The 13,895-nt window shown below is 67.2% G+C and carries 13 protein-coding genes; 4 read left to right on the top strand and 9 right to left on the bottom strand.

The window, feature by feature from the left end; all coding sequences use genetic code 11:
- Nucleotides 1-183: 183 nt before the first annotated feature.
- Entirely contained in the window at nt 184-840 is a 657-nt protein-coding gene (locus tag DI605_RS05410) for a heme-binding beta-barrel domain-containing protein (protein ID WP_293970238.1), read from the bottom strand.
- A 147-nt stretch (nt 841-987) separates the two neighbouring features.
- Between DI605_RS05410 and typA the strand changes: the two genes are divergently transcribed.
- Entirely contained in the window at nt 988-2,808 is a 1,821-nt protein-coding gene (typA, locus tag DI605_RS05405; RefSeq protein WP_293970235.1) for a translational GTPase TypA, read from the top strand.
- 214 nt (nt 2,809-3,022) lie between these two features.
- Nucleotides 3,023-3,730 carry a hypothetical protein gene (locus DI605_RS05400; RefSeq protein WP_293970232.1) on the top strand — a complete coding sequence of 236 codons (708 nt, stop codon included), beginning with the start codon at nt 3,023-3,025 and terminating at the stop codon, nt 3,728-3,730.
- Between the two features lie 57 nt (nt 3,731-3,787).
- On the opposite strand, the gene DI605_RS05395 is transcribed toward DI605_RS05400, so the two are convergent.
- The 4 genes from DI605_RS05395 to DI605_RS05380 form a co-directional block, all read right to left on the bottom strand.
- Nucleotides 3,788-4,189, bottom strand: a complete 402-nt coding sequence (locus DI605_RS05395; RefSeq protein WP_293971379.1) for an EVE domain-containing protein — start codon at nt 4,187-4,189, stop codon at nt 3,788-3,790.
- Complete coding sequence (locus DI605_RS05390; RefSeq protein WP_293970229.1) at nt 4,189-4,608, bottom strand: PaaI family thioesterase; 420 nt, start codon at nt 4,606-4,608, stop codon at nt 4,189-4,191. The genes DI605_RS05395 and DI605_RS05390 overlap by 1 nt, the downstream gene beginning before the upstream one ends.
- Nucleotides 4,605-5,060 carry a PaaI family thioesterase gene (locus DI605_RS05385; protein WP_293970226.1) on the bottom strand — a complete coding sequence of 152 codons (456 nt, stop codon included), beginning with the start codon at nt 5,058-5,060 and terminating at the stop codon, nt 4,605-4,607. The genes DI605_RS05390 and DI605_RS05385 overlap by 4 nt, the downstream gene beginning before the upstream one ends.
- Before the next feature lie 75 nt (nt 5,061-5,135).
- Nucleotides 5,136-5,912, bottom strand: coding sequence for a phosphocholine cytidylyltransferase family protein (locus DI605_RS05380; RefSeq protein ID WP_293970223.1), 777 nt, complete (start codon nt 5,910-5,912; stop codon nt 5,136-5,138).
- A 346-nt stretch (nt 5,913-6,258) separates the two neighbouring features.
- Here DI605_RS05380 and DI605_RS05375 point away from each other — a divergent pair, with 346 nt between their 5' ends.
- Complete coding sequence (locus DI605_RS05375; RefSeq protein ID WP_293971376.1) at nt 6,259-6,699, top strand: HIT family protein; 441 nt, start codon at nt 6,259-6,261, stop codon at nt 6,697-6,699.
- Between the two features lie 58 nt (nt 6,700-6,757).
- Here DI605_RS05375 and DI605_RS05370 read toward each other — a convergent pair whose 3' ends face one another.
- The 4 genes from DI605_RS05370 to DI605_RS05355 all read right to left on the bottom strand — a co-directional run bounded on the left by DI605_RS05370 (nt 6,758) and on the right by DI605_RS05355 (nt 13,418).
- The gene (locus tag DI605_RS05370) at nt 6,758-9,238 is read right to left on the bottom strand and encodes an ATP-binding protein (RefSeq protein ID WP_293970220.1); all 2,481 of its coding nucleotides are present in this window, start codon (nt 9,236-9,238) and stop codon (nt 6,758-6,760) included.
- Nucleotides 9,239-9,508: 270 nt separating this feature from the next.
- Complete coding sequence (locus DI605_RS05365) at nt 9,509-10,342, bottom strand: PEPxxWA-CTERM sorting domain-containing protein (protein WP_293970218.1); 834 nt, start codon at nt 10,340-10,342, stop codon at nt 9,509-9,511.
- A gap of 210 nt (nt 10,343-10,552) precedes the next feature.
- Nucleotides 10,553-12,892: a serine/threonine-protein kinase gene (locus DI605_RS05360; protein WP_293970214.1), complete on the bottom strand. Its 2,340-nt coding sequence runs from the start codon at nt 12,890-12,892 to the stop codon at nt 10,553-10,555.
- Nucleotides 12,885-13,418, bottom strand: coding sequence for an ECF-type sigma factor (locus DI605_RS05355; protein WP_293970211.1), 534 nt, complete (start codon nt 13,416-13,418; stop codon nt 12,885-12,887). The genes DI605_RS05360 and DI605_RS05355 overlap by 8 nt, the downstream gene beginning before the upstream one ends.
- Before the next feature lie 216 nt (nt 13,419-13,634).
- On the opposite strand from DI605_RS05355, the gene DI605_RS05350 reads away from it, so the two are divergent.
- On the top strand, nt 13,635-13,895 hold a 261-nt coding region (locus tag DI605_RS05350), incomplete at its 3' end, for a 1-deoxy-D-xylulose-5-phosphate synthase N-terminal domain-containing protein (protein WP_293970209.1).

The following is a 13,895-nucleotide window of genomic DNA, read 5'->3' as shown; positions in this document are numbered from 1 at the left end:
GAATCTGGTGGTGCCGGGCGCTTGAGGGCGCGTTCGGGCGTGCGCGGAAGGGTGCCTTCCTGAAGCGGCACCGGCCGCGCCCTCGCCCCGAGTGTGTCTGGGTGGGCAGGGGGGCGGGCCGGTGTCACCATCGGTCATCGGGCACGTTGCCGATCGGCCGGATCGGAGTGCCTTCGCATCGCGTCAGGACGCGGCTTTCCTCCGATCCAATATCTGTTTGAGGGGGTTGGGCTTTCCCGGCGCCGTGCGACGCAGCCGATTGGTATCGTGATGCTCGAACGGCTCGGTCCGCCCGTGGACGAGGAGCATCGTGCGGATGTCGTAGCTCCAGGCATCGTCCCCATCGAACGAGATGTCGATGTCGTAGCTGTCCGTCCGGAAACCATATTCCAGGAAGGCGGTGGAGCAGATGCCATAATCGGTCTGGCCGCGCGCCGCCGTGACGCGGATGTGATCGTCGCCTGGCTTTCCGTGGCCCGATGCGAGCGCCACCTGGCCACGCGGGATCGCCAGCGTCTGCAGGATCACGCCCGTGGCAGGCTCCCACAGCCAATAGCCCACCTGATCGTGGAAGGTGATATCCTCTTCCTCGGTCGTGATGTGAATGTGATAGCGCAGCCCGTAGAGCAATTGCGGGCCGTTAGCCTGCGGATCGATCGCGTCGAAGGCGATCCGTTCGATGAAGGTGCGGCGTTCGGGCCCCTCGGCCTTGGGATTGATGTCGACGCCCTTGCGCGCTTCCCACCGCCCCGCCAGCCGGGCGAGCGGGCCGAGATTGGCGAGCGTATCGGGATCGACATCGCTGGGCTCGGTGAAGATATCCTCGGGAAAGGGGTTCACGGGCGGCCGTCTCCTGCGGGTTTCGGGAGGCGGGAGCATAAGCGGCGGCAGGCCGGCGCGATAGACGGCCGCGACGGCGCCTTGTTGCGGCGCGGCACTTCGGCTATGGGCGCCCTCGATCCGAAAACCGAACAACGAAAGACCACCATGCGCCTCCGCAACGTGGCCATCATCGCGCACGTCGATCATGGCAAGACGACCCTGGTTGACCAGCTCTTCCGCCAGTCCGGCACCTTCCGCGACAATCAGCGCGTCGAAGAGCGCGCCATGGACTCGAACGATCTCGAAAAGGAACGCGGGATCACCATCCTCGCCAAGCCCACCTCGGTGGAGTGGGAAGGCACGCGCATCAACATCGTCGACACGCCCGGCCACGCCGACTTCGGCGGCGAGGTGGAGCGCATCCTGAGCATGGTCGACGGTGTGATCCTGCTGGTCGATTCGTCCGAGGGCGCGATGCCGCAGACGAAGTTCGTGACCGGCAAGGCGCTGGCGCTGGGCCTGCGCCCGATAGTCGTCGTCAACAAGGTCGATCGCCCGGACGAACGCATCCAGGAAGTGCTGGACGAGGTGTTCGACCTGTTCGTGAGCCTGGACGCGACCGATGAGCAGCTGGACTTCCCGGTTCTCTACGCATCGGGCCGCAACGGCTATGCCAATGAGGATCCGAGCCTGCGCGAGGGCACGCTGCGCCCGCTCTTCCAGAAGATCGTCGATCATGTGCCGGCGCCGACCGCCGATGCGGACGGGCCCTTCAAATTCCTCGTGACGCTGCTGGATCGCGACAATTTCCTCGGCCGCATCCTCACGGGCCGCATCTATTCCGGCACCGTGAAGACCAACCAGCAGATCCATGCGCTGGATGCGGATGGCAAGGTGATCGAGGCGGGCCGCGCCTCCAAGATCCTCGCCTTCCGCGGCCTGGAGCGCGTGCCGACCGAAGAGGCGCAGGCGGGCGACATCATCTCGATCGCGGGCCTGACGGAAGCGACCGTGGCGCACACGATCGCCGACACCTCGGTTTCCGAGCCGCTCAAGTCGCAGCCGATCGATCCGCCGACGCTCTCCATGCGCTTTGCCGTGAACGATTCGCCGATGGCGGGCCGCGAGGGCACCAAGGTGACGAGCCGCATGATCCGCGACCGCCTGGCCCGCGAAGCCGAATCGAACGTGGCGATCAAGGTGACCGAGAGCGCCGACAAGGACAGTTTCGAGGTGGCCGGCCGTGGCGAGCTTCAGCTGGGCGTGCTCATCGAGACGATGCGCCGCGAAGGCTTCGAGCTTTCGATCAGCCGCCCGCGCGTGCTGTTCGGCGAGGATGAGGACGGCAAGAAGACCGAGCCCTACGAGACCGTCGTGATCGACGTGGACGAGGAGCATTCGGGCACGGTTGTCGAGAAGATGAACCTGCGCAAGGCCGAGATGACGGACATGCGCCCGTCCGGCGGCGGCAAGACCCGCATCACCTTCTCCGCCCCTTCGCGCGGCCTGATCGGCTATCATGGCGAATTCCTGTCCGACACGCGCGGCACCGGCATCATGAACCGGCTGTTCGAGAAATATGGCCCCCACAAGGGCAATATCGAGGGCCGCAAGAACGGCGTGCTGATCTCGAACGGTGCGGGCGAGGCCCAGTCCTACGCGCTGGGGCCGCTCGAGGAGCGCGGTATCCTGTTCGTGGCGCATGGCGAAGCCCTGTATGAGGGCATGATCATCGGCGAGAATGCCAAGACGGACGACCTCGAGGTCAATCCGATGAAGGCCAAGCAGCTGACCAACTTCCGCGCGAGCGGCGGCAAGGACGATGCGATCCGGCTCACCCCGCCCAAGCGGATGACGCTGGAACAGGCCATCGCCTATATCGACGATGACGAACTCGTCGAGGTGACGCCGAAGAACATCCGCCTGCGCAAGCGCTATCTCGATCCGAACGAGCGCAAGCGCATGAGCCGCGCCAAGGCGGCGTAAGGCGCAAGCCATTTCGGCACGAAAGAGCCGGGCGTTTCCTGAGGGAAATGCCCGGCTTTTTTGTTGCGGCGATCTGTGGCCCGCCGGGCTGCGTGCCGTTGTCTGGGCGCGATGGCGGTGCCGCACGGCGGCAATCAAATGAAATGATCGGGGCGCGAAGCGGAAGCGGGGAGGGGGCTAGCCTTGGCAAAAGCTCAATTTTCCGGGAAATTCGATGCGCCTGCCTTGCGCCCTGTCGCTTCTTGTCCTCGTGGCGACGCCCGCGCGGGCAGGCGCTGCCTATCCGGCCATCCCCGAGCCGATGATCTTCGACATGATGCGCCCGCTCTGCGCGGCGAAGGGCGAACTGGAGATCAACGCGCTCGCGCAGACCGTATCGCCCTTCCGCCCGCGTTCGGCCGAATGGGCGCCGGAGCTGGAATATGCCTATGCGGACGGCCATGCGATCGAATTCGAGCTGCCGTTCGACGGCGCGCGGCTCGCCGCGCTCAAGATTGGGTTGCAATCGAGCCTCGGCGTATCCGGAGATGGACGGACGGCGCACGGCATCCAGTATCTCGGCATCCATGATCGCGACGCGCGCCATTATTCCAGCAGCCTGCTCTATCTGCTCGGCCATCGCTATTCGTCGCGCTGGAGCTCGATGACCATGCTGGGCGTTGACCGGATCAGCCTGGATGGCGGATCGGGGCGCAATGCATTGTTGTTCAACCACGCCGCCTTTTACGATGCGAATGCGGATACGGTGCTGGGCGCGGAGCTCAATATGGCGGGCGGCGCGGACCGGAGCCTCAAGGTGAGCCCGCAGATCCATCGCCGTCTATCGGCCGCAATCAACGTGCAGATCGCGGCCGGATTCGAGAAACAGCGGCACGAGGCTCTGCGGCCGACCGCCGGATTGCGCCTCGTCCGCCAGTTCTGACAGCGGATTTCGTGGCGCGCCCGAAAGGAGGAACCCGGTTGCTCGGGGGTTCCTGCGTCAGCCCGCCCCCATCTCCAGCAGGACGGCCCATTCGTCCTCGCGCACCGGTGTGACGGAAAGGCGGGACTGGCGGAGCATTTCCAGCGTCTTGAGGCGGGGCTCCGCCTTGATCGCCTCCAGCGGCACGGGCCTGGCGAGCGGGGCCAGCGGTTTCACCGCGACCGACGCCCACTTGCCGTCATCTCCATCCGGCTGCCAGGCGCGCGTGATCTCCATCACGCCGACGGCGGCCTTCTGCGTGTTGGAATGATAGAAAAGCGCGCGATCGCCGGGCTGCATCTCTTTCAGGAAATTGCGCGCGGTATAGTTGCGCACACCATTCCACTCGGTTCCGCCGTCGCGCACCAGATCGTCCCAGCTATAGGCGTCCGGCTCCGATCGCAGCAGCCAGTGGCGCATCATTTCTTCTCCTGCCCTTCGGCTTTGGTGGCGATCAGCAATTTCATCCGCGCCGCCGCAATCGGCTTGTCCGGGCTTTCCTGCCACGCCTCGACATGGACGCTGCCGATGTGCGAGCCGACGCGCACCGCCACGCCGCGCGCGAACGTTTCCACCGGCCGGCCGGGGCGCATATAATCGACGGTCACGTTGATCGGCTTGAAGCGCTGGCGGGGATCGTCCGGCTCTTCCAGCGTCGCATCGATCGCGGCGATGGCGGCGATTTCCAGCAGGCCGGCTATGGCGCCGCCGTGCAGCCGGCCGGGCATGCCGCTCAGCCCTTCGGAATAGGGCATCGAAAGCAGCGGCGAGCCGCCATCCTGATGGACGACCGTGATGCCGAGGAAATCGGCATAGGGGAGCAGTTGCACATCGCTCATGCGCGGCGCTCCGCCGATGCGGGATCGGTGACGAGCAGGAAGCTGCCGGCCACACGCGCGATCGGGTCCTCGCCGTCGCCATCATGTGCTGCGCCTTCCACGAAGCCCACGCGCCGGGTGAGCCTGTAGCAGTGGCAGCGGCCGATCACACGGCGGCCCGGCCGCGCGGGGCGGAGATAATCGACGCGCAGATCCAGCGTCACCACCGGCTGCAACTGCCCGCGCTTCAGCCACACGGCCATTCCGGCGGCCGAATCCATCAGCGACACGATCGGGCCGGAGGCGAGCGTGCCCGTCGCCAGATCGGAGATCAGCCGGCGATCATAAGGGAGCGCCAGTTCGCACCAGTCCTCGCCATGGCCGACATATTCGGCACCCAGCGCCACCAGGTGTCCGGACCGCCCCCTGGCCAGCAGCTCGACGGGATCGAAAGGCAATGCGGCGTCGGTCATTTGCCCAGCGCATATGGAAGGCGCACGACGATCACAAGCGCGGTCAGCGCCGGTGTGCGGCGATTGTCCGCCGGATCAGGCGGTGAGGCTGCTGATCGCGGGATCGGCGGCGCGCTGCCAGCCGGAGACGAGCAGTTCGGCAGCCACGATATCGGCCGGGAAATCCACTTCGGCCCAGCCCAGTCCCTCGATCGAGAAGGCACGGATCTCGGCACGGCCGGCGAGGCTGTCGATGATGCTCAGGAACCAGCGGCGGACCGTGGCGGGATCGAACATCGCCTCCTCGATCGCCTGGCGGAACAGGAAGGTGCCGCCATCGCGGAACAGCAGCATGCCGATCGATTCGGCATTCGCATGATCGGGCGACAGCGTCTTGCCGATGGCGAGCAGGCGCGTGCCATCCAGCCGCACCTTCATATCGTCCGCGTCATAAGCCGGCTTGCGATCGATCGTCACCGTGATCGGCGCGCTGGCCCCCGCAAGCGCGCGGCTGACGATTTCGGGCGACACGAGCGTATCCCCGTTCAGCACGATCATGTCGCCCGCCATCTGCTCACGCGCGAGCCACAGCGAGGCGAGATTGTCGGAAACATCGTAGAAGGGATTGTGCAGCAGCTTCACCGAGGGCCAGTGCTCGCCCAGATAATGGGCCACGCGCTTGGCGCCGAAGCCGACGATCACCACGACGTCCGTCACGCCATTGGCCGCCAGCGCGCTCAGCTGCCAGTCGATCAGCGGCCGGCCGCCAAACTCCAGCAGGCATTTCGGCCGATCCCTGGTGAGATCGCCGAGGCGGGAGCCACGGCCCGCCGCGAGGATGATCGCGCGCGTCCGCTCAGGCGTGAGAGACATTCGTGGCGTCCTGGAGATGGGAATGGATCCGGGCGGCGCGCGAGCCCAAGGCTCCGCTGTCCCGGAAGGAGAGAATCAACGCTGCCCGCCCCCCCGCTTCGATCACTCGGAGGGGCCGTGCGTCTGGAAAAGGGCGTCGCTCTTCCCCGCCGCGATGTGGCGGAGGTGCGATTCCTGTCGGGAGATGCCGATCGCGCCCATGAACGGAGGCATAATGGAGTTGTCGCATCTTGTCGCCCGATTTGAACAAGCCGGAAACATCGGATTTCGGTGCCGGCCGCCGCGATGGCCCGCGATACCGGCGAGATGGGTTGGCGTGGCGGGCCGTGCAAGGCAGAAGGCCGGGATGGATGCCGATGGCCCGAACGAAACGATCCGCCGATTCGGCCATCCCGCCACCCTGATCGCGGAAACCGACGCCTGGGTGCTGCTGCTACGGCCGGATCAGCCGACGCTGGGCAGCATGATCCTTGCCGCCAAGGGAACCTTCACCGCCTTTGGCGATCTGCCACCCGCCGCCTTCGCCGATTTCGGACGGATGGTGGGCCGGATCGAGGCCGCGCTGCGCGCCACCGTGGCGCCTGCGAAGATCAACTATCTGATGCTGATGATGGTCGATCCACACGTCCATTTCCACATCCTGCCGCGCTATGCGGGCGAGCGGAGCGAGGCGGGGCTGACGGTGGCCGATGCGGGCTGGCCGAAACAGCCCGATCTGGCCAGCGCGAAAAGGCCGGATGCCAATCAGGTGCAGGCGCTGTGCGCATGGCTGCGCGCGGCGATGTGACGGGCGGCCGCCGGTTTCCGCCCCGCGCCGGCCGCATCGGCGCGAGCGGATCGAGCATCTAATCCCGCTGGCGCAACAGCCGCTCGATGCGGCCGGACAGGTCGGCGACGCGGAAGGGCTTGGTGAGCACTTCCATGCCGCGCTCGATATGGCCGTGGTTCAACACGGCATTTTCGGCATAGCCGGTGATGAAGAGCACCTTCAGATCCGGCCGGATCGCGCGCGCCGCATCCGCCACCTGCCGCCCGTTGAGGCCGCCGGGCAGACCCACGTCCGTAATCAAAAGATCGATCCGCTCGGATCCCTGAAGGATGCGCAGGCCGGCGGGGCCATCCCCCGCCTCGATACAGGCATAGCCCAGTTCTTCCAGCGTATCGACGATCAGCATGCGCACCGTGGGCTCGTCATCCACGACCAGCACCGTCTCGCCCGCGTCCGCCGGGATGGCCGCATCCTGCTTCTCCTCGATCGGGATCGCATCTTCCTCGCCGAAATGACGGGGCAGATAGATGCAGACCATCGTGCCCCGGTCGAGTTCCGAATAGATGCGCACATGGCCGTTCGACTGGCGCGCGAACCCATAGACCATGGACAGGCCCAGGCCCGTGCCCTGGCCGATCGGCTTGGTGGTGAAGAAGGGATCGAAGACGCGCCCGAGATCCTCTTTCGGGATGCCCGTTCCGGTATCGCTGACGCAGATCGTGACATATTGGCCGGGATCCAGCCCGCGCTCGCGCGCGCCATGCTCGTCGAGCCATTTGTTGCCCGTCTCGATCGTGATCTGCCCACCGGTGGGCATCGCATCGCGCGCGTTGATGCAAAGGTTGAGGATCGCATTTTCCAGCTGGTTGGCGTCCACCAGCGCGGGCCACAGGCCGGCCGACGCGATCGTCTCCACCTCGATCGACGGACCGACCGAGCGCTGCACCAGTTCCAGCAACTCGGCCATCAGCCGATTGACGACGATCGCCTTGGGCGAAAGCGTCTGGCGGCGTGAGAAAGCGAGAAGACGGTGGGTAAGGGCCGCCGCGCGGCGCGCCGCGCCCTGGCCGGCCGAGACATAGCGTTCCGCATCGGCCATCCGCCCCTGCGCCACCCGCGCCGCGATCATTTCGAACGCGCCCGATATGCCGGCAAGAAGATTGTTGAAATCATGGGCAAGGCCGCCTGTGAGCTGGCCGACAGCCTCCATCTTCTGCGCCTGACGCAGCGCCTCCTCCGTTTCGCGAAGGGTTTCCTGTTCGCGCAGCCGATCCGTCACGTCATAGGAGAAATGGTAGGCGCCGATCTGGCTTGCCCGCGCGTCACGCAGCACGCTCGCGCGTATTTCCAGCTGTCGCGGGCCGAGAATGGGATCGTACACTTCGATGATCTGCGTGAATTCCTCGCCGGCGAAGGTGCGCGCCCATAGCGCGCGGATCATCTCGATCTGCTCGGTCTTGCCCTTGAGCAGATCCAGCATGTTGTCGCCGACCTTGGGCCTGGTTCCGCAAAACGTCTCGAAGGCGGCCGCCGCCGCGCCGTTGATCGCGAGCCACCGATAATCCGGCGCGAGCACATGAACGTGTGCGTCCGCCCCATCCACGATATCGGCCAGAACCTTGCGTTCAGCCAGCGCGACGGCGACGCGGGCCTCCAGCGTTTCGTTGAGCCGCACCAGTTCCAGCTCGACGCGGCGGCGCGCCGTAATATCCTGAAACAGCACGGCCACCTGGCGCCGGCTCGGCGGCTCGATGCGGAAGGCCGAAAGGGAGAGATAGCGGCCCGTGGCTTCCAGCTCGCGCTCGAAGCGGATCGGGATGCCTGTGGCGAGCACCGTGCCATAGCGCTCCACCCAGTCGCCGGCCTCTTCGGGAACCATTTCCCGCACCTTCTGGCCCACGACGTTCGGGATACCGGCATTGACGGCGTAGGCGGCGTTCGCCTCGATATGGATATAGTCGCTCAGCGGGCCATGAGGGCCATCGAGGAATTCGATGATGCAGAAGCCTTCGTCCATCGCCTCGAAAAGCGTGCGATAGCGATCATCCTGCTCGCCCCGCATGCGGGCCGCGAGGCGCAGCTCGAACTGGTCCATCACCTGGCGGGCCAGCACCTTCAGCGTGCGCTGCTGCAGTTCAGTGAGATCCTTGGGGGCCATATCGAGCACGCAGAGCGTGCCGATCGCGTGGCCATCGTGCGTTTTCAGCAGCGCCCCTGCGTAGAAGCGAAAGCCGGGCTTGCCTGTGACAAGCGGGTTGCCCGCGAAGCGGGGATCCCGCGTGGCATCGGGGATCAGCAGGAAATCCTCCTCCAGGATCGCCTGCGCGCAGAAGGACGTTTCGAGCGGCGATTCGCGCACTCCGAGCCCGACCTCGGCCTTGAAGAATTGCCGCTCCTTTCCGATCAGGTTCACCACGCCGATCGGCGCGCCGCAAATGTCCGCCGCCAGCCGCGCCACCTCGTCCAGCGCGTTTTCCCGCGGGGTATCGAGAATATCGTAGCGATCGAGCGCCTCTAGGCGCGCCGCTTCGCGATCGTGCGGGCCATTGTCTGCCATGGATCTCGGTCGCCCGTCCGCCCCTTGATGCGCTTGCGTCGTCTTACGCCTGACTGCTCGAATGCGCGACAGCGGCGAAGGCTCCCCAGCGGGCGGCGATCGGTATGACTCTGGACCCAAGGGACGGGCGGTGGCGCCGATCCGGACATCAGACTGGCGGTGGCCGTGAATCGCCTTCGTCCGGCATCTTCCGCCCCGGTCTCGTCGCGGATCGGGGGCGGAGGAAAAGTCCCGCCCCCGCTCCTGTGGAGTCGAGCGGGGGCGGGCAGCTCACGCGACGCTTACCGACACACGCTGGCGGCGGCGCATCGCCCCGCCGACCAGACCGAAACCGCCGATGAACATGGCCCAGGTGGCCGGCTCCGGCACGTCCGAGATGGGCGAGAAGCTGTCGTTGAACTGCCAGCTCACGATATCGTGATTTTCGTAGCCGGAGCCGGTGGCGGAGGTGAAGCCGACATAGGCCGCATCGCCGCCGATCACCGAGGCGAGATCCAGCTGGTAGGAGAGCAGCGCCGAAAGCGGGCGAGGCTCCACCGCCGCACCCAGCCGCACCTCCAGCGTGGCGCCGTCATAATCGATCCAGGCGGTGAGATCGGTGCCGGAGGAGAGATAGCCGGCGGCAAGCTCGGCCGTGGCGACCGAGGCGAGATCGCCATTGATATCCAGCGCCTCACCGAAATCCACCGCGACATGATCGGTCGCGGGATCGTTGCCGAAGGCGGGGAAGGTATCGAATTCCACGCCGAAGCTCTTGGCGATGCCGGCGATGCCGATGCCCGATCCGCCGGTGCCGACTGAATTGGAGACGGGCTGGATCGTGAAGACGAAGCCATCGGCGGGCGCGAGGCCGCCCGGATCGTTGATGTTGAAGGTAAAGCGCGTGCTGAACGCATAGCTGCCCGTCAGCAGGATCGGGTTCAGGCTGTAGGCGGATCCGGCCTGCCCCTCGAGAGCGGGGGTCAGCCGCAGCACGGTGCGGCCCTGCGCATCGGTTGCGGTGGCGGTGCTGCCGTTCAGCGCCAGCGCGCTGGTATCCGCGAAATCGGTGAAGGCGAGATTGGTCGCCGTCGCCGGGCTGCCGAGCAGGATCGCGCCCGCCATCGCCAGCCCGAGCCCCCGCCGGCGGGAAGAATGTAACGCAGATAAGCCGATCGTCACCATGAACCTGCCCCTCGTTCAAAGCCGCCCCGGAAAGGGCCGGCATTAGGTTTCATGGAGGAATGCGCGATCGCGCGGCCGGCGGGGCCAGCGGGTTAACAAAAAATTCAGCGGGATGGCGCGAGGGGCCGGGTGGCCGCTTCCGGCAGCGGTTCAGGGCCGGCAGAAACGCCCTTGCAGCGCCTTTGCGTTCGGCTGATTCTTCCTTTTGTCGAGCGCGCCGAGATGGCCGGCCGCGTCGATCCTGGCCCACATGGCGACCGCGCGCTCCGCAGCCGCGCAGGCGTCGGCATGGCGGCCCGCCTCGCCCAGCAATTCGGCATGGGGGGCGAGGCCGATGGCGAGATCGCGCATGCGCTGCGGATCGGCGGGCGTGCCTGCCAGCCGCGCCTCGCGCAGCGCCACGCTGGCGGCCGAGGGCGTGATCGCGGCGACGATCCGCCCCTGCCTGCGCAGCAGCACGGCCTTTTCGGCGAGCAGCACGAGCAGCTTCTTCTCGGCGGCCGCATCCGTGCCCTGCGCGAGCAGCGCCCGCAGCGCCGCGATGCCGCGATCCGCCACGCCGATCGCCTCCTCCAGCCGCGTCGGAAACTCCTCCAGCGTGCCGGCGATGTCGAACGCATATTCGCCCTTGAGGATCACGAACTGGGGCGTCGTGCCGTAAAGCGCGATCGCGGCATCCAGCCGGCGATCGGCCGCGACGAAATGGTCCAGCGATTCCGCGACCCGGCCCGCCTGATATTCGGCATCGCCCAGCCGCGCGAGCATCCGCATCTCCAGCAGGGCCGCCTGCCGCGCGAGCGGGGCAGGCCATGTATGGTCGCGCACCGCGCCGAGCGAAGCTTCCAGCATGCGGCGCGCCTCGGCCGGGCGATCGAGCGTCCAGATCAGATCATAGGCTTCGTTGGCGGCGGCGGCGATCAGGCCCAGCCGGCTTGCATCGTCGCGCGGATCGATCGCCCGTGCGGCCGAGAAATCCTGCCGGGCTTCGTGCGTCAGCGCGATCGACGCTCGCCCTTCGCCGTCCAGCGCCCAGCGATCGATCGCCAGCCAGCCGCGCTCGGAGAGCATTTCCGCGCGCCGATCGTCGCCGGCGCCCGCCAGCAGGTGCTGCGCGCTCGCGATCGAGGCGCGCGCCGCACCGGGCAGGCCGAGGTTGGTCACGCTCGGCAGGCCCTGTACCGCGGCGAGCCGGCGATAGGCGCGCGCCGTCTCCAGCCGCAGGCCGGGATCGGCATCGGGCGAGACGTGGAGATCGGAAAGATAGGCGGCGGCCTGGGCGGCGATCTCCGCACGGCGCTGCGCCGTGCCGGGCTGTGCGGCGAGACGATCGTAGAGATCACCCAGCAGATATCGGGAAAGGCGGCGCAGCCCGGCGGCATTGGCATCGGCCTGCTCGGATCGCATCCGCGCCTCGCTCCAGCCGCGATAGGCCAGCGCGCCCGCGCCCGCCACGAGCAGCAGCGCCATCGCGAGGATTGCCAGGGTGCGGCGGTTCCGCGCGACGAACAGCCTCGTCACATAAGCGGGCCGGTGTCGCCGCGCCTCGACCGGGCGACGCTCCAGCCAGCGGAGCAGATCGGCGCGCAGCGCATCGGCGCCGGAATAGCGCGCGGTGATATCCGGCGCGGCCGCCCGAGCGATGATCGCGGCGAGATCGGCGGGATAGGGGGCGGAGCCGAGCGTGGCCGCCAGCAGCAGACCGAGCGCATAGAGATCGTCGGAGACGGAGGGCAGTCCGCCGGCGCGCCGCTCGGGGCTGGCGAAGGCGGGCGTGAGCGGGCTGCTCTGTCCCGCGCCATCGCCCTCGATCAGGCGCGCCACGCCGAAATCGAGCAGCCGCACGCGCCCGCTTTGTTCGACCAGCACATTATCCGGCTTGATGTCGCCATGCGCGATCAGCGCGCCGTGGGCGGCGGAAACGGCGGCACAGACCTCCACGATCAGCCGCACACGATCCTGCGGGGAAAGCCCATGATCCTGTGCGAAGCGGGTGATGGGCAGGCCATCCACCCGCTCCATCAGGATATAGGGCCAGCCCTCTGCGATTCCGCCGTCGATCAGCCGCGCGACGCCCGGATGCTCGATCCGCGCGAGGATGCGCCGCTCTTCCGCGAAGCGCGTGAGGGCGGAGGGCGTGAAGCAATCGGGGTGGATCAGCTTCACCGCCACGCGATGCTCGAACAGGCCATCGCCGCGATCGGCCGCGAAGACGAGTGCCATGCCGCCCTCGCCGATCAGCTCGCCCAGCCGATAGTCGCCCACGCTGCGGGGAATGGCCATCAGCGTGCGCGCGGGCTGCTCGCCATCGACGGTGGGAAAGGAAGAGCGCGAGCGCGAGGACGCGGCCTCCAGCGTGAGCACGGCATCGCGCACAGCCGGTGGCTCCCGGCTCAGCAGCCGTTCGCGCGCGGCGGGCTCCTCGAACAATCGTTCGAACAGCAGCAAGGCGCGCAGCTGGATGCCGGCATCGCTGGCCTGGGCTTCACTCACCGCTTTCGATCCGCGTTTGTAGCCAGGCGCGCGCCGCCGCCCAGCGCCGCTTCACGGTGCGCGGGGAAATCTGTTCGGAGGCGGCCACCTCCTCCACGTCCATCCCCAGCGAGAAACGCAGTTCGATGATGCGCGCATGGTCGGGCGACATCGCCGCCAGTTCCTCCAGCGCGCTGTCCAGTTCGTCCAGCCGGGCGGGCTGCTCGCGCTCGGGCCAGATGGTGAGCAGCACGGGCGTGCGCTTCGCCGCGCGGCGGCTGCGCACCTCGTCCAGCAGGGCGCGGCGGGTGATGCGGGCGGCGGTGGCCAGCATGTGGGCGCGGGTCTGGAAGCGATCGGGCTCCAGCATCAGCAGACGGATCGCGGCCTCGTGCGCCAGTTCGGTGGGCTGAAACAGGCGGCGGTCGCTCTCGGAGGCGAGCAGGCGGCGCGCGATGCGGCGCATCTCTTCGTAGCAACCCGCGACCGTTTCCTCGCCGCCGGTGGCGAAAGCGGTGCGATCCTCTCTCGAACAGTCCGACGCCACGCTTGTTGGGCCCCCCGGCCAAGCCTGCTGGGGCGAGGATGACGCAAGCGCGGGGCGGCGGCAAGACGATCCGACCGTGTTTTCGATGCGTTAACCACCTTTGCCCGCGCAAAGGGCGGGCACGCGGCGCCGCTCCGGGCCGAATGGTGGCACAAAGGATGACAGGCCGGATTGATGGTTGACGCGGCCCCGTATCCGGGCCGAGTGGATTGACCGATGACGAATCGTGATAGTGCGCTGCTGGACGGCATCGATGCACCGGCCGATCTGAGGCGCCTCAAGCAATCGGATCTTCAGGGCGTGGCGGATGCGCTGCGCGAGGAAATGATCTCGGCCGTTTCCGTTACCGGAGGCCACCTCGGGTCCGGTCTTGGTGTAGTGGAGCTGACGGTAGCGCTGCACTATGTGTTTGAGACGCCGCGGGATCGTTTGATCTGGGATGTTGGTCACCAGGCGTATCCGCACAAGATACTGACG

It is taken from the genome of Sphingomonas sp. (genome assembly GCF_003248515.1).
Classification (GTDB): domain Bacteria; phylum Pseudomonadota; class Alphaproteobacteria; order Sphingomonadales; family Sphingomonadaceae; genus Sphingomonas_I.
This window is presented reverse-complemented; position numbering and strand designations above follow the sequence as displayed.

Excerpts from the sequence above, each read along its gene's own strand:
- DI605_RS05370 (WP_293970220.1), bottom strand. The coding sequence starts at position 9,238 with ATGGCAGACAATGGCCCGCACGATCGCGAAGCGGCGCGCCTAGAGGCG.
- DI605_RS05385 (WP_293970226.1), bottom strand. The coding sequence starts at position 5,060 with ATGACCGACGCCGCATTGCCTTTCGATCCCGTCGAGCTGCTGGCCAGG.
- DI605_RS05365 (WP_293970218.1), bottom strand. The coding sequence starts at position 10,342 with ATGGCGGGCGCGATCCTGCTCGGCAGCCCGGCGACGGCGACCAATCTC.
- DI605_RS05375 (WP_293971376.1), top strand. The coding sequence starts at position 6,259 with ATGGATGCCGATGGCCCGAACGAAACGATCCGCCGATTCGGCCATCCC.
- DI605_RS05395 (WP_293971379.1), bottom strand. The coding sequence starts at position 4,189 with ATGCGCCACTGGCTGCTGCGATCGGAGCCGGACGCCTATAGCTGGGAC.
- DI605_RS05380 (WP_293970223.1), bottom strand. The coding sequence starts at position 5,912 with ATGTCTCTCACGCCTGAGCGGACGCGCGCGATCATCCTCGCGGCGGGC.
- DI605_RS05400 (WP_293970232.1), top strand. The coding sequence starts at position 3,023 with ATGCGCCTGCCTTGCGCCCTGTCGCTTCTTGTCCTCGTGGCGACGCCC.
- DI605_RS05390 (WP_293970229.1), bottom strand. The coding sequence starts at position 4,608 with ATGAGCGATGTGCAACTGCTCCCCTATGCCGATTTCCTCGGCATCACG.
- typA (WP_293970235.1), top strand. The coding sequence starts at position 988 with ATGCGCCTCCGCAACGTGGCCATCATCGCGCACGTCGATCATGGCAAG.